Annotated in this window: 18 protein-coding genes; 4 read left to right on the forward strand and 14 right to left on the reverse strand. The window is 41.9% G+C overall.

All coding sequences use genetic code 11. The features are described 5' to 3' along the window. Positions 1–6: 6 nt before the first annotated feature. The 11 genes from FY557_RS08550 to FY557_RS08600 all read right to left on the reverse strand — a co-directional run bounded on the left by FY557_RS08550 (position 7) and on the right by FY557_RS08600 (position 16,368). Positions 7–1,377, reverse strand: a complete 1,371-nt coding sequence (locus FY557_RS08550) for a peptidylprolyl isomerase (RefSeq protein ID WP_149246840.1) — start codon at positions 1,375–1,377, stop codon at positions 7–9. An 88-nt stretch (positions 1,378–1,465) separates the two neighbouring features. Next, entirely contained in the window at positions 1,466–2,389 is a 924-nt protein-coding gene (locus FY557_RS08555) for a PfkB family carbohydrate kinase (protein ID WP_149246841.1), read from the reverse strand. A 28-nt stretch (positions 2,390–2,417) separates the two neighbouring features. Then, a complete protein-coding gene (gldD, locus tag FY557_RS08560) occupies positions 2,418–2,975 on the reverse strand; it encodes a gliding motility lipoprotein GldD (protein ID WP_149246842.1) in 558 nt (185 codons plus the stop codon). Positions 2,976–3,453: 478 nt separating this feature from the next. Next, positions 3,454–4,500, reverse strand: coding sequence for an A/G-specific adenine glycosylase (gene mutY, locus FY557_RS08565; RefSeq protein ID WP_149246843.1), 1,047 nt, complete (start codon positions 4,498–4,500; stop codon positions 3,454–3,456). Between the two features lie 123 nt (positions 4,501–4,623). After that, positions 4,624–5,076 carry a hypothetical protein gene (locus FY557_RS08570; RefSeq protein WP_149246844.1) on the reverse strand — a complete coding sequence of 151 codons (453 nt, stop codon included), beginning with the start codon at positions 5,074–5,076 and terminating at the stop codon, positions 4,624–4,626. Positions 5,077–5,148: 72 nt separating this feature from the next. Beyond that, positions 5,149–6,513: a DUF5458 family protein gene (locus FY557_RS08575; protein WP_149246845.1), complete on the reverse strand. Its 1,365-nt coding sequence runs from the start codon at positions 6,511–6,513 to the stop codon at positions 5,149–5,151. Between the two features lie 18 nt (positions 6,514–6,531). Next, entirely contained in the window at positions 6,532–6,978 is a 447-nt protein-coding gene (locus FY557_RS08580) for a type VI secretion system contractile sheath small subunit (RefSeq protein ID WP_228451734.1), read from the reverse strand. Between the two features lie 253 nt (positions 6,979–7,231). Continuing rightward, a complete protein-coding gene (locus tag FY557_RS08585; protein ID WP_149246847.1) occupies positions 7,232–9,331 on the reverse strand; it encodes a M13 family metallopeptidase in 2,100 nt (699 codons plus the stop codon). A 197-nt stretch (positions 9,332–9,528) separates the two neighbouring features. Then, positions 9,529–11,556 (reverse strand): M13 family metallopeptidase, encoded by a 2,028-nt coding sequence (locus tag FY557_RS08590; RefSeq protein WP_149246848.1) that lies wholly within the window; start codon positions 11,554–11,556, stop codon positions 9,529–9,531. Between the two features lie 76 nt (positions 11,557–11,632). Next, positions 11,633–15,031: a polysaccharide deacetylase family protein gene (locus FY557_RS08595; RefSeq protein ID WP_149246849.1), complete on the reverse strand. Its 3,399-nt coding sequence runs from the start codon at positions 15,029–15,031 to the stop codon at positions 11,633–11,635. Positions 15,032–15,117: 86 nt separating this feature from the next. Further along, positions 15,118–16,368: a CinA family nicotinamide mononucleotide deamidase-related protein gene (locus FY557_RS08600; protein ID WP_149246850.1), complete on the reverse strand. Its 1,251-nt coding sequence runs from the start codon at positions 16,366–16,368 to the stop codon at positions 15,118–15,120. A 109-nt stretch (positions 16,369–16,477) separates the two neighbouring features. Between FY557_RS08600 and FY557_RS08605 the strand changes: the two genes are divergently transcribed. Continuing rightward, positions 16,478–16,954, forward strand: a complete 477-nt coding sequence (locus tag FY557_RS08605) for a hypothetical protein (RefSeq protein WP_149246851.1) — start codon at positions 16,478–16,480, stop codon at positions 16,952–16,954. A gap of 258 nt (positions 16,955–17,212) precedes the next feature. Here the strand turns inward: FY557_RS08605 and FY557_RS08610 are convergent, their stop codons facing one another. The 3 genes from FY557_RS08610 to FY557_RS08620 form a co-directional block, all read right to left on the reverse strand. After that, complete coding sequence (locus tag FY557_RS08610) at positions 17,213–17,761, reverse strand: lipocalin family protein (RefSeq protein WP_149246852.1); 549 nt, start codon at positions 17,759–17,761, stop codon at positions 17,213–17,215. Positions 17,762–17,830: 69 nt separating this feature from the next. After that, positions 17,831–18,565, reverse strand: coding sequence for a LytR/AlgR family response regulator transcription factor (locus FY557_RS08615; protein ID WP_149246853.1), 735 nt, complete (start codon positions 18,563–18,565; stop codon positions 17,831–17,833). Further along, positions 18,562–20,346 carry a histidine kinase gene (locus tag FY557_RS08620; RefSeq protein WP_149246854.1) on the reverse strand — a complete coding sequence of 595 codons (1,785 nt, stop codon included), beginning with the start codon at positions 20,344–20,346 and terminating at the stop codon, positions 18,562–18,564. Before FY557_RS08620 ends, FY557_RS08615 begins: the two co-directional genes overlap by 4 nt. A 609-nt stretch (positions 20,347–20,955) precedes the next feature. On the opposite strand from FY557_RS08620, the gene FY557_RS08625 reads away from it, so the two are divergent. From FY557_RS08625 to FY557_RS08635, 3 genes are all read left to right on the forward strand, one after another. Further along, positions 20,956–21,309: a hypothetical protein gene (locus FY557_RS08625; protein WP_149246855.1), complete on the forward strand. Its 354-nt coding sequence runs from the start codon at positions 20,956–20,958 to the stop codon at positions 21,307–21,309. A gap of 131 nt (positions 21,310–21,440) precedes the next feature. Beyond that, positions 21,441–22,115, forward strand: a complete 675-nt coding sequence (locus tag FY557_RS08630) for an SIMPL domain-containing protein (protein WP_149246856.1) — start codon at positions 21,441–21,443, stop codon at positions 22,113–22,115. 229 nt (positions 22,116–22,344) lie between these two features. Next, positions 22,345–22,725, forward strand: coding sequence for an STAS/SEC14 domain-containing protein (locus FY557_RS08635; RefSeq protein ID WP_149246857.1), 381 nt, complete (start codon positions 22,345–22,347; stop codon positions 22,723–22,725). Positions 22,726–22,825: the final 100 nt, after the last annotated feature.

Raw genomic sequence — 22,825 nt, forward strand, 5'->3', positions numbered from 1 at the left:
TTTATTTTATTTTTTCACTGAATCTTTTTTCCAGTTTCCTTTGAAACTACAGGTGCTGTAGCGGCTGTCTATGGAAATAAAGGTAGTCGGAAGTTTTGAATTCACATACTTTTCAACCATTTCATTTTTCTTTTTGTTCAGCGCCATCTGCTTGATCCGGTCATAATCCGTTTCCAGCGTAATTTTGTGCGCAGGGATCACATCTTCGATCTTAACAATCTTCACCACTTTTCTCTTTCTTTCATCTTCATCGTCAAAAGCGGTTGTGATATCCCCTTTGTTTAAACCTGCCAGCTCATAGCTGATGGTTCCGGGAAGCGTTTCTCTTTCAATTTTGTTGGAACCGTCTGCTCCCGGAATTACCCCGGCGTTGAATTTGGTTCTTTTATCATCAGAAAACCTGAAAGCGGCATCTTTGAAAGTCATTTTCCCATTCTGGATCAATCCTCTGATACTGTCCAGTTTTGCTTTGGCGGTTTTCATTTCCTCATCCGTTGGCGTTGCCATCAGAAGAATATGTCTTGCATCATAAATTTTCCCTGATTTTTTCACCAGCTGAATAATATGGTATCCGAATTCCGACTCTATCGGTTCTGAGATCTCCCCCTCCTGAAGATTGAGTGCCGCTGCCTCGAAAGGCTTTACCATCTGTCCTTTGGAAATATTTTTCATCAGGCCTCCGTTTGAAGCCGATCCCGGATCTTCAGAATAGATTCTGGCCTGGCTTTCAAATGTTTCTCCGCCTTCAATATCTTTTTTGATTTTCTTTAGCTTGGTAATCAGTTCATCCTTGTGTGCTTCGGTAAGCTTAGGGAACATCATGATCTGGGATAAAGAAATCTCATCTTTGATTTCAGGCAGCTGCGTTTTAAAGGTATTGTAGAAATCGGTTACTTCATTAGGGGTAACGTCTGCCTTTTCTGTAATTCTCTGGTATTTTGCCTGTCCGTAATACTGGTCGGCGTCGATCTTTTCGATCGCATTTTTCATTTCAAAACCGTTTCTGAACTTATAGGCTGCCAGCATTGTTTTTTCGTCCGGGAACTGGGAAAGCAGTTGCTGATATTTTGAATTGGCCTGTTCTTTAATAGCTGCCGAACGGTTTTCGATCAGCGTATCTTTTTTGGCTTCGTAAACAAGAAGTTTGTTGTTAAGAAAATTTTCTAAAAACTCACACTTATCGATATTAGAAGCCCCCTGCTGTTTTGCATAGTTCATCTGCTCGTTTACATCGGACTCCAGCACGATTTCATCGCCGATTACCGCAGAGATACCATCCACTAAATCTCCTTTTTTCAGCTGTGCGTTCATCGCATTTACGCCGAACAACAGGATGAAAATTCCAAAAAGAAAAGTGATCTTAAGTTTATTTGTCATTTTACTATTTTAAACAAGTTGCAAATTTAGAATTCTTAATGAATCAGACTAAATTTTTTATTATAAATATTTCTTAAAAGAAAGCTATTTACTGGAGTTCCACATCGAAGGTTGTCAGTTCCTTAAATTGTCTCAACCTTTCGAACATATCGGATTCGCTGACTTCCTGGATTCTTTCGGTTCCGAATTTTTCCACCGTGAAAGAAGCCATGGCCGAACCTACGATCAAAGCGGATTTCATGGTTTCAAAATCGATCTTTTCTTTCTTGGCAAGATAGGCTGCAAATCCTCCTGCGAAAGTGTCTCCGGCTCCTGTCGGATCGAAAACGTCTTCCAGAGGCAATGCAGGAATAGCAAACACTTTATGGTCGTGGAACAGCAAAGCACCGTGTTCCCCTTTTTTGATGATAACGTATTTCGGACCCATTTCATGGATCTTTTTAGCAGCCTTTACCAGAGAATATTCTCCTGAAAGCTGTCTTGCCTCTTCATCGTTGATGGAGATCACATCTGTCTTGGCAATCATTTCCATTAAAATATCCAGTGCGGAATCCATCCAGAAGTTCATGGTATCCAGGATTACCAGCTTCGGACGGTTATGCATTTTTTCCAGTACGGAAAGCTGTACGCCCGGGTGAAGGTTCCCCAACAACAGGATTTCCGCATCCTGCATGGAATCCGGGATTTTAGGATCGAAGTTTTCCAGTACGTTAACTTCCGTTGCCAAAGTATCTCTTGTATTAAGATCATTGTGGTATTTTCCTGCCCAGAAGAATGTTTTTCCTTCTTTTACTATTTCGATTCCTTCAATATTGATGTCTCTATCGGTAAACATATCCAGATGCTCCTGAGGGAAATCTCCTCCTACTACAGAAACGATTCCGGACTTAACGCCAAGAATGGATGAAGTGATCCCGATATACGTGGCAGCACCTCCTAAAATTTTATCTGTTTTTCCAAATGGCGTCTCGATTGCGTCGAACGCAACACTTCCTACAACTAAAAGTTTCATATTTTTTTCAAAGTATTATAAAAGTCAATTATTTTTTCCATTCAAAAGTATCGAGCAGGTGCTTCATATCTTTTTTGATATAGTCTACCGCAGGAGCCAGTGAATCAGGCTTCGGCCTGGTGTTGAAATATAAGTAAGCCGTCACGAAATGCTTCGTGCTGTCTGTGATGTAAAACTGAAGATTGGAGGCGCTCTGTCCTTTCAATTCGTAAAAGTTGCCGTACACCTTTTTGTCAGGGTATTCGAAAGATTTTGTATCGATGGCGCTGGCCTTGATGGTATGTTCGTACACCATTTTTTCCGCTTCCTTGATGTGATCGGCAAAATCGTTCTGTATCGGATAATAGGTTACGAAAACCTTGGCTTTCATTTTCGGATAATTCAGATAGTACCAGCATGGTTTTTTCGCATCGGTAATTTTTGCAAAATCAGAATATTCAAAGGTATAATTACAGTTGTTTTCAAATTTGTGGTACTGAGGCTTCGGATATTCCAGCCGGAGTTCTCCGTAAGGCTTCGGCACCGGATCTTTTCCACACGATACCAAAAGCAGGGTTACAAAAATAAAAATCGCGTTTTTAAACATTTTGCAAAAGTACAAATTAGATTTCAGATTTCAGAAGACAAATTTCAGCATTTCAAGGAGTTTTGGATTCAATATGAATGCCGCTTCTGAACGCAGAGTGCACAAAGTACTTTTACAACTAACTGCTTTAGCCCACAGAGCCGTTTGATTATGTTGAATCTTCGATTCATTTGGAAGAGACCGCGAAGGGTATTTTTTCAGCACCTTTGTTCATTTATAGGAAGCTTAAATTTTTCTCTTCTCTAAAATCATTGCATATATGACAACAATGCGGTAAAATTTTAACTAAAATTTCCGGCACTTTTGTCATTTTGGAGGAGTCTAACCCTGAATCTTTCTGGCTTCTTTAATACTATGTCGGGATTCCTTCGGAATGACAAACCGGTGCATAAATCCCTGTTGAAGAGGAAATAAAGCAAATTCAGATCTTTCCGGTGTTTTCTCTAATATAGGATATGATGTATAATTTACTATAGGATTACAAAAACCGGTACGCCTCCTCATAATTCCGGATGTAGGTTTCCAGGGGTTTCGGAAATGATTTTTCGTGGGAAGCTTCCACATCGGTAACCAGATAGTTGTTTTCGGCAATAAAATGATTCCAGGTTTCTTCGGACTGCACTTCTACGTTGTAAATTTCGATGCTGAGGTTTTTGTGGGTCAGTTTATGGCTGACGGTTTTTACTCCTACAATGAACGCCACCAGCTCCTCGGAAATCTCGGGCGGAAATTCAAACAGCTTTTTCCAGATGAAATCGTCTTTCCGCTGCTGAATCAGGAACTGTCCGTTTCTATGGACGAAGTAATATTTCAATTCCAGGTCCTTTGCTTTCGTTTTTTTGGCTTTAACCGGGAATTCGGAGACTCTGTTCATGGAGAAGGCCAGGCAGTCTCCATTGATAGGACATTCCCGGCAAAGCGGATTTTTAGGCTTGCAGATTTCGGAACCCAGATCCATCATGGCCTGATTGAAATCGCCGACATTATCCGGTAAAATGAGATGCGCCAACTCTGAAAAATAATTGAAAGCCCTTGAGTTGGAAATATCGAAACCGTCAGCGAAAACCCGGCTCAATACCCGGTAGAAATTACCATCCACCGCCGGAATCTTTCCATTGAAGCAGATGCTGGAAACTGCCGCCGCCGTATACTTCCCGACTCCCTTCAGCTTTAAAATCTCTTCATATTGATGAGGGAATTCCCCATGATAATCAGTCATGATCTGCCGGGCCGCTTTATGGATATTGATGGCTCGGGAATAATAACCCAGGCCTTTCCAGTACAGCAGTACTTCATCTTCCTGGGCTTCTGCCAGGGTCTTTACATCCGGAAATCTGGCCACAAAATTATTGTAGTGGCCTAAGCCCTGGCTGATCCTGGTCTGCTGAAAGACAATTTCACAGATCCAGATTTTATAAGGATCTTTTGTCTGTCTGAAAGGGAGGTCCCTGGCATTGGTGTTGTACCAGCTGAGAAGCTTATTGCCGATATGCCTGAAATCCGGCTCTTTATTTATATTTTTCAAAATTTCTAATCGTTATTCAGATCCCGGCCGGTTGAATAGAAAGCCGGTACAATCTGCTTTTCAGCAAATGGCCAGCTTATAAAGTCTAAGGTGCCGGAATTTTAATATGGCAAAGATAATGCTTTATTGTTCAGCTTTTACCGAATAGACCGGGGCCGCTTTCAGCCATTGGTATTTCAGGTTCATCGGTTTGGCAATAAAACGGTAGCCTTCCAGTTTTTTAAGATAGGTGTAAGAAGCAGAATCGCGGCGGAACGCCAGCCGCTGGTTGGAAAGAAACTGAAACGGAAAAACCACCACCGAATCCCTGGTGGTCTTAAGCACTTTCCCTGAATTCACCCGGTAGATAAAAACCGATCTTCCGCGGCCGGAAGACTGGTCGACGAGTTGGATGTCTGCCGACGAAACCACCATATCGCTTTCATTAAAACACTCCTGAGGTTTCATGATATAGGCCTTTCCTTCCTGTCTTTCATCGGCAAAAAGGTCAATTTTCTGGTCCTGATGAATTCTCTTTTCTTCACAGCCTACCCATCCAAAAAGTACCGGCAGAATGTACAGCAGCTTCTTTTTCATAATGATTTAATAATTCGGTAGAAAAAAACCGATGTGAAATTCCATCGGTTTAGTATTTTAATTGAGTTAAGATCAGTCCTGAAGATATTCGGCATCCCATTCATTACCGTCATCTCCTTTATGCCCGTCCAGTTTGATAACAAAACTTTTAGTAGGGAAATAAGGGGTTAAACGGATATCCAGCCAAACGCGGTCTTTATTTACTTTATCCTGTTCAAAACGTACGATCTTGAATTTTTCGATCAGTTTGTCCGGACCTTTGATTCCATCGAGGAAAGTTACGATCTGCCTTCTAAGATCATCTTCATTCTTGGCATTCCAGTTTTCAAAAGCCCTTCTGTTCAGGAAGTCAAGTAATACTTTGGTTACATAGTCGAATACACGTACCACAGAGTAAGTCTGAAGTCCGATATTGTCTCCGGTAAACAATGTTTTAGCAGAAAACGCCATGATTTTTCCGTATTCGTTTACCATCGGCACCAATCCCATTTTTTCCAACTGGGAAATTTCGCTTTTTTTCAGCTCGAATTTTACGGCATCCACTTCATTGATGTTACCGTGCTTCTTTCCTGCGGCTACCTGGGACATCAGCGTCTTATGGATTTTTCCGGCCAGTGAAGTGGAAGGCGGAAGTTCTACATTTTCCTCTTCTCCTACTTCTTCAGCTTTTCCCCGGCCTACCAGCCAGTTACACGTCATAATTACATTACTTCTGTGAAGCTCGCCGCCGGTAAGGTTGGCTGAATGGAATAAATCTACTACATCATCCGGCTTGTCGAGGTTGGCGAAATCGGTAATCATCATCACCTTGTTCTCATTACAGATTTTTGCCCATTTTTCAACAACTTTATTGGAGCCCAGGTATCCCGGGATTGCCAGGATGGAATAATTATCCCTAAGATCCAGACGGTCGTAGTAATTTTTAAATTCTTCTGCCACCGCATCAATAAACAACGGATTATCAAGGTCTGAAACCTGATCTAAGCTTGCATTCACGATGCTTACGTTATCTACCTTATCCAGTTCGGTGTTTTTATAAAACTGGGCAACCGTTCTATAGTTGGTTTCGAGTAAACGAACGGCGTCCAGTGTATTTTTCAGGTTTAATTTCAGATTCTGGTCAGCTGCCTGTGCTTTGGATTTGCAGGTATCAGCCATTTTATCTGCAGATTCATTGCCTTCCAGAAGCTCCACCCAAAGGTTGATTTTCTGAAGAAGTTCTTTTCTTTCTTCTGCTTTATTGTTGTCGTTCAGGAAGATTTCCTTTCTGGCTTTTCTGGTGGGGTTCATATTGGCGATGCCGTCTACAACGGATTCTACAAAACCGAAACCTCCTATTTTATTGAGTTCGGCGAGCGGATTACCTTTGGGCTGGCCTGCATGTTGCTGCTGCCCGTGCTGTTGTTGGTTTTCAGCTGCCTGTAATTTACTGTCCATGATTCGTGAGTCTTTAGATTATTTTTCAAGTTCTTGGGCCACTTCTTTCAATACCTCTACAAATGCAGCTCTGGTCTGGTCATTTTCAAGCATATTGCGCAGAATTTTATTGGTTTTCAGCTGGCGTACGATTTTATTGTACTGCTCCTGCTCCATGCTCAGCTTCTGTAGGTATTCTGATTTCTGCGTAAGGTTTCTGGGAGTGAAGTCCGCAAGATTCTGGAAACGGAATTCTTCTTCTACTACATTACCGTCTTCCGTTTCGTGCTGAACGTGTACAGAAGGCTGGAAATGTCTGAAGACGTCTTCCACGGTTTTTAATCCTGTCACAATTTCAGGAACGTAAGATTCTTCTGTTGTAAGCTGGCTCACTATCAGCGACTTGTTCTCCTGTATCTGCTGAATAGCTTCATTAGCGTCTACTTTTACTTCGTTTCCGCCAACGCCATAATTAAACATTGCCATATTGTTGTTATTTTGAGATTTCCTATTTTGGTGTTCATTGTTTTTATCAGCATCAAATAACTGACCAATCCAATGTTTAAATTTAAAAAAAAACTGTAACATAAAAAATTTTGTTAAGATTTTTTTGAAATATTGTTTAGCGGATCAACATCAGCAAAAAACCGATATTTCCGGCTTCACTAAACTAGGAAAAATAAATAAAAAAACGCACCATTTCCGATGCGTTTTTTCTTTCTAACAATTTTCCGGCTTTTTACCAGATTTTTATTCTGTCCTGAGGCGCTTTATACATTTTATCGCCCGGCTTTACATCGAATGCCTTGATGAAAGAATCCTGGTTTACCAATGGCCCGAATGCCCTGAAAACGCCCGGTGAATGCGGATCGGTCTTCACCTGGTTGGTCATGTACTGGTCGGTGGATTTTGTTCTCCACACCGTTGCCCAGCTCATAAAGAACCGCTGGTCCTGCGTAAAACCGCTGATCGGTCCCGGATTGCCGTGGTCTTTCAGGTACATCTGAAGCGCGTCGTAGGCAACCGCTACTCCTCCCAGATCCCCGATGTTTTCACCGCTGGTGAATTTACCGTTCACGAAGCTTCCTTTTACCGGCTCGTAAGCACTGTACTGGGCAGCCAGCTGGGCTACTTTGGCATCAAAATTCTTACGGTCCGCATCCGTCCACCAGTTGTTCAGGTTACCGTCACCGTCGAATCTGGAACCGCTGTCATCGAATCCGTGGGAAATCTCATGGCCGATTACCGCTCCGATTCCACCGAAATTTACGGCAGCATCTGCATTAGGGTTATAAAACGGAGGCTGAAGGATTGCAGCAGGAAAAACGATTTCGTTGTTGGATCCGCTATAGTAAGCATTTACCGTCTGCGGCGTCATTCCCCATTCCGATTTATCAACAGGTTTTCCTACTTTATCGAGGCTCCTCTGGTATTGCCACGCCGACACATTCTGAAGGTTGGAATATAAGGTTGCTCCTGCTTTCGGAGATTCCACTTTTAATTGGGTATAATCTTTCCATTTATCCGGATAAGCGATTTTTACTGTAAATTTCGACAGTTTGTCCTGTGCTTTTACTTTGGTTTCCGGAGACATCCAGTCCATATCGTTGATATGGGTTTTGAATGACTTTAAAATATAATCGATATATGTCTCCATCTGCGCTTTGGCTTCAGGCGTAAAGTATTTTTCAACATACAGTTTTCCGAAAGCTTCTCCCAGAACACCGTTTACAAGAGACAGTCCTCTTTTGTTCATCGGCCGCTGTTCTTTCTGGCCCTGAAGGTATTTGGAATAGAAATCGAACCGGATCTGTTCCAGATTTTCATCTAAATTGCTGGCATTTCCATTAATTAAATGATATTTCAGATAATCTTTCAGCAACGGCAGGTTTTTCTGTGTCAGGAACGAATCCATATTCTGGTAATACTTCAATTCGCCGACAATCACACGGTCGGTACTGACGCCTGCCTCTTTTAAGTATTTCGGAAGATTGATATTTTTAACCAAAGCCGGCAGTTCCGATACGTTTTTAGGATTGTATCTTAAATTGGCATCTCTGTTCTGCTCAAGTGTCAATAAGTAATTGGCCAGCTGCTTTTCGAAATCCACTACGTTTTTCGATGCAGCATCCGCATTTTTATATCCTAGAACGCCGAAGAGTTTCCCGACATATGCCTGATATTCCGCCAGGGTTTTGGTATTGGCTTCATTGACTTTCTGATAGTAATCCCTTCCCAAACCAAGGTCCGGCCCGCCAAGATATACTGCATTCATATTGGAATTTTTCATATCGGCGCCTACTCTCCAGCCGTAGAAGGAATTGTCGCCTACTTTCGTTGCTTCCAGTAAGTATTTCTGAAGATCGTTCAGGTTTTTGATGGCATCGATTTTTGCCAGGTCTCCCTTGATCGGATTCAGGCCTTCTGCATTTCTTTTACCGGTATCCATAAAAGAGGCGTATAGATTCTGGATTTTCTGTCCTTCGGAACCTGCCTGATACGATTCGGATAAAATTTTATTTAAAATATCCAGGGAAGCATCGTCTACATTTTCCCTCAACGCATTGAAAGATCCCCAGCTCGCTTTATCGGAAGGAATCTGTGTGGTCTTCACCCAATTTCCATTAACGTAGCTAAAAAAGTCATCCTGCGGACGTACGGAGTTATCCATATAGGCCAAATTCAGTCCTTCTTCTTTCATTTCTTCTTTTTTCACCGGCTCCGCGGCCGCTTCCTTCACGGTTTCCGGTTTCTGAGTATCCGCCGTCTTTGCTGTACCGCACGAATTTAGGAATACCAGTCCCGAAAAGGCAAGTATCCCGATATTTAGCTTTTTCATTTAAATATATTTTGATTTACACAAACTTACCAAATATACAAATTTGATTGTAATCTTGACCGCTTATTTGTACCACAAGAAAACACCAGTTTAAGTAAATAATTACCGGCTGAAGATAAACTTCAGCTAAAGTCGGCTGTATTTTCCATAAAAAAACCGCTCATTGCTGAACGGTTTTTATGATATTTAAGAATGGACTACCAGATTTTGATCCGATCTGCCGGCTTCTTATAAAGTTTGTCACCTTCTTTTACGTCGAATGCTTTATAGAAAGCGTCAACGTTGGTTAAAGGTCCGAAACTTCTGAAATATCCCGGAGAGTGAGGATCGGTTTTCACCTGATTCACCATGTATTTTTCACTTGATAAAGTTCTCCACACGGTTGCCCAGCTCAAGAAGAACCTCTGATCCTGGCTGTACCCACTGATCATCCCCGGATTTCCTTTATCTTTCAGATACATCTGCAAGGCATCATAAGCGATGTTTACCCCGCCTAGGTCGGCGATGTTTTCACCGTTGGTAAAGGTCCCGTTGACGAAAGTTCCTTTTACAGGCTCATATTTGTCATATTGTGCAGCCAAAGCTTTGGTTGCTTTTTCGAAGTTGGCTTTATCTTCCGGTGTCCACCAGTCTACCAGGTTTCCGTCGGCATCAAACTGCGCTCCGGAATCATCGAATCCGTGGCTCATTTCATGACCGATTACCGCACCGATTCCTCCGAAGTTCACGGCAGCATCCGCTTTAGGATTGAAGAATGGCGGCTGAAGGATGGCAGCCGGGAAAACGATTTCGTTATTTACCGGGTTATAGTAGGCATTCACCGTCTGTGGCGTCATTCCCCACTCTGATTTATCCACCGGTTTCCCGATTTTAGCAAGGTCTTTGTTGTACTGCCATTCCGTAATGTTCTGAAGGTTGGAATACAGGTTTCCGCCTTTGGATTCAGGAACGATGGTTAATTTGGAATAATCTTTCCACTTATCCGGATAAGCTACTTTTACCGTGAATTTATTTAATTTCTGCGTCGCTTTTTCCTTGGTTGTTGAAGACATCCACGCTAAATTATTAATGTGTACCGCGAAACTTTTCTTCAGGTAATCGATCAGTTCTACCATCTGCGCTTTGGCTTCCGCAGGGAAATATTTCTCAACGTATAATTTTCCGAACGCTTCGCCCAAAGTTCCGTTGATCAGCTCAAACCCTCTTTTGTTCAAAGCCCTCTGCTCCTGCTGGCCTCTCAGGTATTTACCGTAAAAAGCAAACTTCATATCTCCGATCTTTTCGCTTAGATAAGAAGCACTGCCATGGATCATGTGGAATTTAAGATAATCTTTGATCACAGGAAGATTCTTGGCGTTGATGAATTTATCTAAATTTTTGTAATAGCCTAATTCCCCAATGATCACCTTATCTGAAGTTACGCCTACCTTTTTTAGGTAACCCGCAAGGTCTACATTTTTTACCAGAGCGGAAAGCTCAGCCATGGTTTTCGGATTGTACTGGAGGGTATTGTCACGGCTCTGCTCGTTGGTCAGATAGGTCTGAGCGATGCTTTTCTCGTAATCAACGATACCTTTTGCAGCCGCATCCGCGTTTTTATATCCTAATTCTTTCAGCATGGAAGCCACATATTTTGTGTATTCCGCCAAAGCCTCGGTATTCTTTTCGTTTACTTTCTGGTAATAGTCTCTTCCCAGTCCTAAAGAAGCATTTCCAAGATACACCGCATTCATTTTGGAATCTTTAAGATCCGCATCCACGCCCCATCCGTAGAAATTATTCTCTCCTTCTTTGGTTACGGAAATCAAATAATTCTGAAGGTCATTTACGTTTTTAATAGCGTCGATCTTATTCAGGTTGGCCTGGATCGGCTTGATGCCGTCTGCATTTCTTTTGGCCATATCCATGTACGAAGCGTAAAGGTCCTGGATTTTTTTACCTTCTGTTCCGTCAGCAAATTTATCTTTCAGAAGCGAGTTCAGGATAGTCATGGAATTGTTGTCCGTATCGTCAGCCAGCTTGTTGAAACTTCCCCAGGTAGGTTTATCGGAAGGGATTTTAGCCGTCTTCATCCATGTTCCGCTTACAAAGTTATAAAAGTCATCCTGCGGACGTACCGATTTATCCATCAGGGTAAGATCCAGGCCTTTGTCTGTCGCCTGAGCGTTCACCGTCTGTGAACATAGTCCTCCCAATAAAAGCAGGGAAAGCGTTAGTTTTTTCATTATAATTACAATTTATACAATAAGTATAACTTTTTTTTAATTCGTTACTTTTTATGAAAACAAATTTAATCAAATATTAAGAATTTGCGATTTCTTTTACATTCCCGGTTCTTTTCAGGAATCCCCAAGACTGCATTTCGCCTTTAAGCGCCCTTCTCAGGCTTCTGAACAGGACGATGTACATCAGCCACCGGTAACCGAATCTCTGCGGAATGACATACAGCAGGTTAACGATTTTCTCGCGCTGCATGATAAAGGCAATGAAGGCCAGTGAAGCATCCACCAGAAGAAAGATCAGATAATAGCCGAATATTTTCCCGCCGTTTCCTGATAAGAGACCGAAAAACATGATAAGATCAGCCATCGGTGAGAAAAACGGGATGATATACTGGAACAATAAAATATTCGGCATTGCCCATAGTCCTAAGCCTTTGTATTTCGGATTCAGAAAGGTCTGTCTTTGTTTCCAGAACATCTGCATAATGCCGTAAGTCCATCTGAAGCGCTGTTTTAAAAACTGCTTTACGCTTTCAGGCGCTTCGGTTACGGCAACCGCCCTGTTTTCATTGGCTACGGTATATCCTTCTCTCAGAATTTTTACGGTAATGTCACAGTCTTCCGCCAGGGTATCAGAAGAATAGCCCTCCACTTCTTCGACAACAGATTTTTTAAAGGCTCCGATGGCTCCCGGAATTACCGTAATCGCATTGATGTTGGCATAGGCCAGCCGGTCGAAGTTCTGGCTGGTCGTATATTCGATAGACTGCCATCTGGTAAGCCAGTTTACCGTATTCCCTACTTTTACGTTTCCTGCAACGGCGGCAATTTTATCTTCCGGCGCGGAATTTAAAAACCGGGCAATTAAATATTTTACCGCGTTCTGTTCCAGTTTGGTATCGGCATCAATGCAGACTATATATTCCGCATCCGTTTCAGAAATTCCGAAATTCAGAGCAGTTGCTTTTCCTCCGTTTATTTTACTGAAAATTTTAAGCTTCGGATTCCCGGAAAAGGCTTCCCTGGCTTTTTCATACGTTGAATCCCTGCTTCCGTCGTCCACCATAATGACATCGAAATTCGGATAGGTCTGTTTCAACAGGTTGCTTAGTGAAGAAACAATATTCACCTCTTCATTGTAAGCCGGAACAATAACCGAAACCTTCGGATAGGATTCCAGCATCGGGAAAACGCCTAATTTTTTCTCCTTTTTTCTTTCCTGAAAGGCCCAGTACAGCATAACGGACAGCCTGATCAGTCCCAACCCGATGAAGATCGTAAACAGGGCCACCAGGAAATAACTGATGCCATAAATAATTGTTGCCAGGATGAGGTTCAGCTGCATTACGTAATAAGCTTTTGTTTTCGGCACTTCAGGCATCAGTTCGTTTTTGCTTTTATGCAGGATGTTGGTAAGGTTGGTGAAGTGATATCCCTGTTTCTGCAGTGTTGGAATTAAAATTTTTAATGCTTTTACCGTCTCTTCCCGCGTATCGCCGCCTGCATCATGCAGCAGGATAATATTTCCTCTTTCTGCTTTTACCCCGGCCATTACCCTTTTTACGATTTCATCGGCTTTTATTCCGGGCTGCCAGTCCTCGGGATCGATATTTTCACCGATATCCAGGTAATTCTGTTGCCTTGCCAAAGCTACGGGAATGATTTCCTCCGAAGTCGTCGGTTCAGAATCCGCATTATACGGTGCCCTGAAGAGGATGGTGCTGTGTCCGGTAATACACTCGATCAGCAGTCTGGTGAGTTTCATTTCGAGCAGGGCTCTTTCGGGACTTACTTTGGCCACATTTTCATGGGTAAAAGTGTGATTCCCTATTTCATGGCCTTCGCGGTAAATTCTTTTAACCAACGGAAGGTTTTTTTCAGCATTTAAACCGACCAGAAAGAAAGCGGCAGGAACATGGTATTTTGAAAGCACATCCAGCACCTGCGGCGTGTAGGTTTCATCCGGTCCGTCATCAAAGGTAAGCACGAGTTCTTTCTGAGGAGCTCCGCCATACTTTCTTACTTCATAGGAACTCGGATAGGTGATGTAATTTTCGTCGGTAATAATTTTTTCTTCCGGGTCGATCTCAACGGCAATCTTTCCGTCATGCGGGGTGTTCAGCACGTCCAGCACTTCGCCGTCGCCGATATAATCCACCATGGTTTGTCCCTTTACATTTTCCAGCACTTTTAAGTTTAATTTTAAAAGCCCTGCAAGCGTTAAGTCTTTGTCATAAAAATTCCAGATCCGGCTGTCTTCACTTCCCAGTCTCCACAGAGCAGTTCCGGCGAGCGGATATTCCGAAGAAAAACGCATGGTGTTGAAGACCGATGCCGCATCGTTGAAAAATACGGTGTGCGTATTGTTCTTGGAATCAGTATAGGAATAATTCAGGTTGAAGGTATTGTCGTCAAAATTGATTTTTGCTTTGCTGGCACTGGCTTTGGTGATGGCTTGCATGTAAGTCACAGAACTGTTGTCGTCTTTATGGGTACTCCAGTCGTAGCCGTAGGCTCCCAGTCCTAAAATAACTTTCTCCGGTGATGTTTTTGCCAGGATCTTCCCGGTTTGCGCTTCGATCCATTTCTGTGAGGAAACCGGTCCGGCATCGCCGTCGGCGGAATATTCATCATAGGCCATCAATACAAAATAATCGACATACGGGCTCAGTTTTTCAACATTGTAATCGTCGTTATCCGTCATGATATCCATGGAAACCAAAAGCTTATCTTTCTTAAAAGTTTCTGAAAGTTCTTTCATGAAAGCGATCAGGTTTTCATCGGAATCGAGGTTCATGTCTTCAAAGTCGATGTTGATTCCTTTGAAATGCATCTTATTGCACTGCTGTTTCAGTTTCTGGATAAGCTGTGTTCTTCTGCAGGAATCTTTCAACACTTGCCCCAATCCTTCCGAATGGAATTCCTGATTGAAATTATTGCTGAGAATCGGCATTGCAGCCACCCCCGTTCTTCTGATGATCTTGTATCCTTCGGGATCCACGTTGGTTTTCAGGTCTCCGGTTTTAGGATCCAGGAAAAACCATTCCGGGAAAACCAGGTTGATGTGCCTGATGTTTCTTTTTAAAGACATCAGGGACTGCGGATCCCAGGCTACATAAAAGGCAGAACGGATCCCGGCGGGAAACTGGGACCAGTTGCGGTTCTGGTTTTTCAGTCTTTCGGCTTTTGCCTTCTCAATTTTGGCCAGATTCGTATGGATGGTTTTTTCAGAAATAAAGCTTCTGAAACCCTTGTATTCTTTAGATATCTTATTTTCCTGAAGATAAGGTCTGCTGGCAGTAATTACTGCCTTGTAATCTTCTTTGAAAGGTATCTTCGGACTCCTGCCGAATTTCATCATCAGACCCAAAGCCAGAAAAAGCAATACGGCAATAAAGATAAAAATACGGCTGCCCCACTGCACATTTCTCCAGCGTTTTTTGTTGTCGGTCTGAAAGATCTGTCTGGAATTTTCCACGATTTATACTTTTGATTATAAATTACAAAAGTCGTGAAATATCTGCTTGTATTTAATTAAAAAAATATTAAAATTGATTATTACACTCAGTTATTAATAAGAATTCCCACCAAATCCTGAATTATCTTCTGCGATACAAAATACATAAAATCCAGCCTTTCCAGATGAGGCATGTATAATTTGGAAGTCACTTCTTTATCCTGCACACGGACTGTATAGAAAACCGTTCCTACTTCATTGCCATCCTCTCCTTTTCCGGGTCCCGCCACGCCTGTTGAGGACAGTGAAATATCGGTACCGAATAATTTCTGACAGCCCGCCGCCATTTCCGCCGCTACCTGTTCGCTGACCACTGTAAATTCTTCCACCGTTTCCCTGTTTACTTTCAGGATATCTATTTTCTTTTCGGTGGCATACGGAACGATTCCTCCCAGAAAATAATTCGAGCTTCCCGAAACCGAGGTGATCATTTTAGCCAGCTCCCCGCCGGTGCAGCTTTCAGCCGTAGAAATGGTAAGCTTTCTCTCCGTTAAAATCTCTGCAAGAATCTTCTCAATTTTGTCTTCGGAAGTGGCAATGACGTTATCTCTAATTAAAGGCAAAAGTTTCCGGATTTCCTCTTCCAGCTGCTGCTGCAGAAGTGCTTCATTTTCGCCGGTTGCCGTTAAACGCAATTTAACCCTTGTTCCGACCGGCAGATAAGAAAGAGAGAGATTTGATGGCAATGCCAGTTCCCAGCCTTCGATGATATCGGCCAGGATACTTTCGGGGATGCCAACTACGGAAACGATTCTTGTCGAAATATAATTCAGGCTGAATTTTTCATGCAGGTACGGGATAATCTGGTCTTTGATCAGCGGTTTCACTTCGTAAGGAACCCCGGGAAGGCTGAACAGCAGCTTGCCGTTCTCTTCCATCATCGTACATGGTGCGGTCCCGAAGTGGTTCTGAAAAACCCTGGATTTTGTAGGAACAAAGGCCTGCTCGCGGTTTCTTTCCAGGATTTCCAGGCGGCCGCGCTTTTCCATATAGGCTTTCAGGTGATTGAAAGTTACCTCATCAAGGGCCAGCTCGTCATTGAAAAATTCAGCGATGGCTTTTTTGGTTTTGTCATCACGGGTTGGTCCCAGTCCGCCGGTAGTGATAATCACATCTCCGGTTCTGAAAGCAGTTTGTATGGTTTCTTTGATGGTTTCAATTTCGTCTGAGATCGTAAAGATCTGTGTAACTTTTATCCCGATGTTTTTAAGTTCGGTCGCAATAAAGGTGGAATTTGTATCTACGGTGTTCCCCGAAAGGATTTCGTCACCAATGGTGATCAGAACAGCATTTTTCATATAATGGCAGGTCGAAAAAATTTCTACACAAATGACGGAAATTTCCGTTGGTCTGGCAATATAAATTGATTTTTTCTATTTTTGACGGAAATTGTTTAAAACGATCATTATGTCTAAATATGACGACGCTTCATGGCATTACGGCGGAGATTTCCCCGAAGAGCTTTCTGAAAACAACGGCGCTACCCATACCGGGATGTTCCTGAACTGGTGTATCAATAAAGGACTGATCTCCGAAGAACTAAAAGTAGATACCGGAGAGGAAATCGAAAAGGTCAGACGCAGAGAAATGACAGGTGCTGAATTTGTGATGGATTATATGGACGGGAAATTCTCTGACCACGACCTCAATCCGATGGGAAATGCCTTTGCACAGGATTATTATAAGGATGAAACGGATTTTGGAAACCGGTTCAGCTCATTTGCAGATGATTATGTGAATCTTTTCGATACGAAGGCCGAAGAGAATGATTATGAATATGAAACATTTTACCATATTGAAGATACCTATGAAAACTATGACCTCATGAAGCAGGTGATCGATCACCGTTTTGAGGAATGGAAAGAGTATAAAGGTTTGAACTGAAAATCTTAACACATGAGAACATAAGATGTTAGATTTCCGGCTTTGAAAATATTTTAGACCATATGAGAAAGAAAATCTGAAATTTTCTTTAGTGATCCCGGTAAATGAAAAAAGAATCTCCCAAGGATCTACAGATGGTTGCTTGACTTCGAGTAACCTCAGCCGGCAGATTAATGCTCTTCTAAATTATGCAATAATTTTAACACCGTGTTTGTCATTCCACAGGAATCTAAACATCGTATTATGGAATCGTATTATTTAAATTAATTTATCATGCTTCACCCAGATCAGCTCATCGGTCTTGTAGCCGACGCTTTTCGCTTTTGCAAGAAATCTTTGCCTGATGCTGTCCGGAATTTCTTTGGTACGGGATAGGATCCACAGGTATTTTAAATTATTTCCCATGATTAAAGCATATTGATAGTTGTCATCAATATCAACAACGTTATAGCCTGCCCAGACCGGTTTGAAAAAAGAGACTTTTAAGCGTGCTTCATTTTCACCGCTTACAAACCGGGCTTCGCCGATGGATTCTTTCCATTCTTTTTTTACGTAGTTATAGCCACGGTTGTCAACTTTGATGGTTCCGTCCGGATTTTTGGAATAGGTAGCCGTTACGTTATCCATATTTTTCTCGAATTTGTAATCGAAGCGGGCTATTTCATACCATTTTCCAAGGTATTGATCGACTTTGAAATCCTGAACGGCTGTTACGCCTTTCGGAATTCCTACGGAACAGGAATTTAAAATTACAAGTCCTAAAATTCCCAATGAAACGGGAATGGCTATTTTCTTCAGCATCTTCATAACGAAATATTTTGTGGTATCAAGAGTTCTTCAAAAATAATGCCTGAAAGAATTGCTGCTTTCCAGCTTTTAAGAAAAGACCTTCAGGAAATTATCCTTGAAGCTGCCGGAGACTTCGATCTCGGTACCGTCGGACAGGGTTGCGGTTCCGCTTTTATGGTAAGACTTAACGAAATGGGTATTGATGATGTGCGAACGGTGTACCCTAACGAAAGGAGCTTCCAGCAGGTCGTCGAAATGCTTCAGGAAACGGCAGACCATCTTCTTGGAACCATCCGTAAGATACACCTGGGTGAAATTTCCGTCTGCCTGGAGCCTGATGATGTCTTCGGTTTTTACGACATCAAATCCCTGTAGCGTCGGAAGGATTAGCTGTTGTTTCTCGGGTTTCAATTTTAAATTTTCGAGCAGGATTTTATTCCGGTTAAGCGCTTCTTTGTTCTCAATGCTTTCCGCCACTTTGTTTACTGCGACAATAAGCTCCTGGATATCGATGGGCTTGAGAATGTAATAGCTTGCCGATTTATTCAGGGCCTGTAAAGAATATTGTGAAAATGCGGTAATGAAGATCGTTTCATAAGAAAAGTCTTTGGTGGCTTCGAGCACATCAAAGGCATTCCCAAAAGGCATCTCCACATCCAGGAAAACAAGCTGCGGTTGTTTATCAGAAATGAGAGGAACGGCTTGTCTGATGTTTTCCGCTTCCCCTAAAATTTCAACCTGCGGGCAGTATTTGGTGAGATAGCTTCTCAGAACCTCTCTCGCCATCAGTTCATCGTCTACGATTACGGCTTTTATTTTCATTTGTTTACCAATTTATAAGTGATTTCCACGGCAACACCCTGTGCATTTTTCTTATCGGTGATGTTACATTGTATTTCCTGATGATAGAGATCGTTCAGCAGCGCAATCCGCTCGAGTGTATTTTTCATGCCGCGTCCTTTTCTTGCTTTCTGGTGTTCCGTTTTCTGCTTTTTGCTTTCTTCAATACCGATGCCATTGTCTTCAATGGTTATTTTCAGCTGCTTGTTTTCTTTTTCAAAACGCAGGGTGAGAAAACCTTTGGTCGTCCTGTAACGGAGTCCGTGCCAGATGGCATTCTCAAGGAAAGGCTGTACGAGCATTCCGGGAACTTTCAGGCTTTGGATATTCAGGCTTTCATCTACGTCAATTTCATAATCGAATTTATCGGCAAAGCGGGTCTTTTCCAGCGCCAGGTAATTCTGCAAAAGATCCAGCTCCTGCTGAAACGGGATAAAATCTTCCGTGGAATTTTCCATCACGCCGCGCATCAGCTTTGAAAATCTGGTCAGATACTGATTGGCTTCCAGTTCGTTATTCGTAGCAATAAAATGATTTACCGAGTTTAAGCTGTTAAAGATAAAATGCGGGTTCATTTCACGGCGCAGCGACTGTAAGGCTATTTTTTTATTTTTCACCTGCACTTTTTTCAGGGTCCTGAAAATGAAGATAATTAAGGCTGTTAAAATAATCAAAGCTGCAATCAACCCATAATTGAACACATTTTTCTTGCGGATCAGCTCGTCTTTCAGCTCTTTTTCTTTTTCGAGCTGACTGATTCTCTGTTCGGTATCTTCGAGCACCTTTTCATCGACCAGGCTTTTATCTTTGGCTACAAGCTCCGGGAGTTTTCCCAGGAAATCACGATAAAGCTTTACTGAAGCATCCGTATTTTCGGAAACACTGTAAAGACTGTCGAGTTTCTTCACACTTTTCTGCGCTTCCAGGGTGTGGCCTTTTTCAAGGGCGATCCCGTACGATTTTTTCAGCAGGCCGATGGCTTCTTCCGGATCGTTTTTCTTAATATAGATGTCTGCCAGTTCCTGAATCTGCTCCACCTGCTTTTTAGAACTTTCCTTTACGAAACTTTCTTTTAAGATATTTTTCTTGGCTTCGATGGCTTTGTCAAACTTCCTGTTGTCCACATAGAAATCCGTTAATTTCTGATTGATCTCCAGAGCCTGCTGCGGAGCTTCCTTTTTGGAGATTTTATAAGCGCTTGTCAGGTTGGCTTCCGCTTTCGGAATATCATTCTGCTGAATATTCACCTCTGCCATCTGGCTGTAGCTCGTTGCCAGTGCACCGTTGTCGTTTTCCTTCTCATTCAGTTTGATATTGCTCTGGATGGCTTCTTCCTTCGCTTCGGGAGAACTTACGGAAAGCCTGGCCACATCATTGGAATTCAGGGCACGGCTTTTAGGCGCGCTCACTTCTGCAGCCCTTCCGTAATTGCTGATGGCAGGAGAAATCTTATTCTGTTTTTCCTGAGACTGTGCCAGCTTACGGCTCGTCTTTTCAATATTGGACCGGTCGTTTAGTTTTTCGTAAATCGTTTTAGCCTTTGTATAATATTCTTCACTTTTGCGGAAATTTCCGTCTTTAAAAAAGGTTTCGCCGATGTTGTAGTAGGAATCGGCCTGTGCGGATTCGTCTTTGGTATCCACTGCTTTTTCAAGCTTTTTGCTTTGTACCCTCACTTCCTGTACAACATTACTGCTCTGGGAATAAGCCGTATTTCCAAAGATCACTGACAAGAAAAAGAAAAAAGATCGAAGCAGTTTCATAAAACAAAGATAGACATATCTGTAATCTGCTGAAAACGATTCACCAAGTGAAATCGAAGGCTCACCAAGTCTACCATTCTTTTCCGGAACCCCGAACCTGATTTTACAGCAGAATTTTAAATTTAATACTCATGAAAAACATCTCCTTATTCTTAACTGTAATTCTATCTCAAACTTTATTTTCACAGGTTTCCGGGAATATTAATTACCGGCATCAGGCCAATATCCTGAAACTACGATCAACATTGCCGCACCCATCGCCGATCCTGATCTGAATGAGAGGATCATCAGTGTAAAAGGCATGGCCAATGTAAAAGCCGAAAAATATGTAGCTATTTTCAGTGTGACACAAGTAGGTGAAAGTGCGGAAGAAGTAAACAGCCTGATCGGTACTCTATGAAATAAAGCTCAGCATTAAAAGAAGTCCTGAAAGAGAAAAAGCGGCGGAACTGAATTCATTAAAAAGAGACAGGAAACGGTTCAGATTGTTTTAGGATATGCGGATGAAAAGATTTCCACTGCCTTAGCAAAACTTTAATATTAATTGAAATTCCGTTAACAGTCAACCGTTTAGCATTGAGTACATTTGTTTTAAAACCAATCATGACTATGAAAAAACACTTTTATTTTTTGGGCTTATGCGTTTTACTCCTGCAAAGCTGCTCGTTTCTGGAGCAGAGTGATTTTATGGAAACGAAGATCATTTCGAGCGACCCCAACGAAAAGATCATCTATAAATACTACCAGACAGGAATTCACGATTACAAAGTCGATTTTTATTCGGTCGATCAGTTGGGTTCTACCAAATTGTTTGAACATGATATTAACGATGCCCTGCTAACTTCAAATACGTACCATATTTCCGAAAGCAATGATGAGCTGATCATCAGGACCCAACTTTTTCCGGAGATCAGGAAACTCGTTACCCGAAGCGGAAAATCAATTATTTTAACGAATAGATAAACCGTTGCAAAAATATTTTTCCATTTCAGCCGGTTCACCCAGTGAAACCAGCTTTTCACCAAGTTTTATGGCATCCGGTTTTTATTCTTTGTAATTTTACTTTAGAAATTTAAAATTAAAAACAGGAAATTATGAGATTGAGACATTTTTTACTGATCGGGTTACTGATATTCGGAGGTCTGATCAATGCGCAGGAAATTAAAAAGAATTTTATTGAAGTAACAGGCGTTGCGGAAATGGAAGTGGAACCGGATGAGATCATTTTCAATATCGGAATTAAAGGTGATAATAAGAATCAGCTTGCCGACAACGAGAAACAGCTGTTTGAGATCCTGAAAAACAACGGGGTGAAAAACGAAGACATCAAATTCAAATCGATGTACCAGAATATGTATTCCAAAGTGAAAGTTTTCACAAAAAACCTTCAGTTTAAGGTAACCAAGAAAACGGATATGGGACATCTGTTTGAAAGCCTTAACCAGAAATGGGTGACCAGCATCAACATCAGCGAAATCAAGAATACCAAAATCGCCGAATTCAGAAAAACCGTAAAGGTGAATGCATTGAAAGCTGCCAAAGAGAAAGCCGACTACCTGCTGGAAAGCATCGGCAAAAAAACGGGAAGCCCTCTTGAAATTGTAGAAATAGAAGATTACACCAGCGATACGGTGCTTCCGATGGCTTACAGAAGCAAGGTAGCGAATATCCAGATGGAAGCTGTTGATGCCAACGCAGATTATTCGTTTGATAATATCGATAATATCAGGCTGAAATACAGCATCAAAACAAAATACGAAATTCTTTAGAAACATTGATACGGCTGAAATTTCCTTCAGTATCGATCTATATTTTAAGTGTATGACCCGTGGTTTCCAGATCACGGGTTTTTTCATCTTCAAAAAAGCCTGATCACAGGTATTTAATTATAAATTTATTGATAAAAAAAATAAATTATCTAAGGTACCACAAAAAGGTAAATAACGGTTTGGTTTTTGTTATCAACCTAAAACTAAACCACATTAATAAATATACGATATGATAACGATAATTTCAGAGGCTCCAGAGAATGTTGCCGCTTTCAGCGCAACGGGAGACGTGACGAAAGAAGATTTCCAAAACCTGGTACTTCCTCATGTACAACGAAAGGTAGACGAATACAATGAATTGAATTATCTGTTGTATTTGGATACGGACCTGGATAAATTTACCATGGGCGCCTGGCTGCAGGATGCTATTTTGGGATTAAAAAATTTAACCCAGTGGAACAGGGCGGCAATTGTTACCGATAAGGAAGGGGTACAGAACTTTACTGATATTTTCAGTGTCGTGATGCCCGGAGAATTTAAATCTTTCCCGAAAGGAAACCTATACAATGCCTTGTACTGGTGCAAAAACGGGAATGAAGTAGAAGCGTAAACAGCTTATTATAAAAACAACTGAGGACTGTCTTTTTCAAGGCAGTCTTTTTTTTTAGGTAAAATTAAAAAGGCTGTTCCTTCCGGAGCAGCCTTTATGT

Origin of the sequence: Chryseobacterium sp. SN22 (genome assembly GCF_008329705.1) — a bacterium.
Classification (GTDB): Bacteria; Bacteroidota; Bacteroidia; order Flavobacteriales; family Weeksellaceae; genus Chryseobacterium.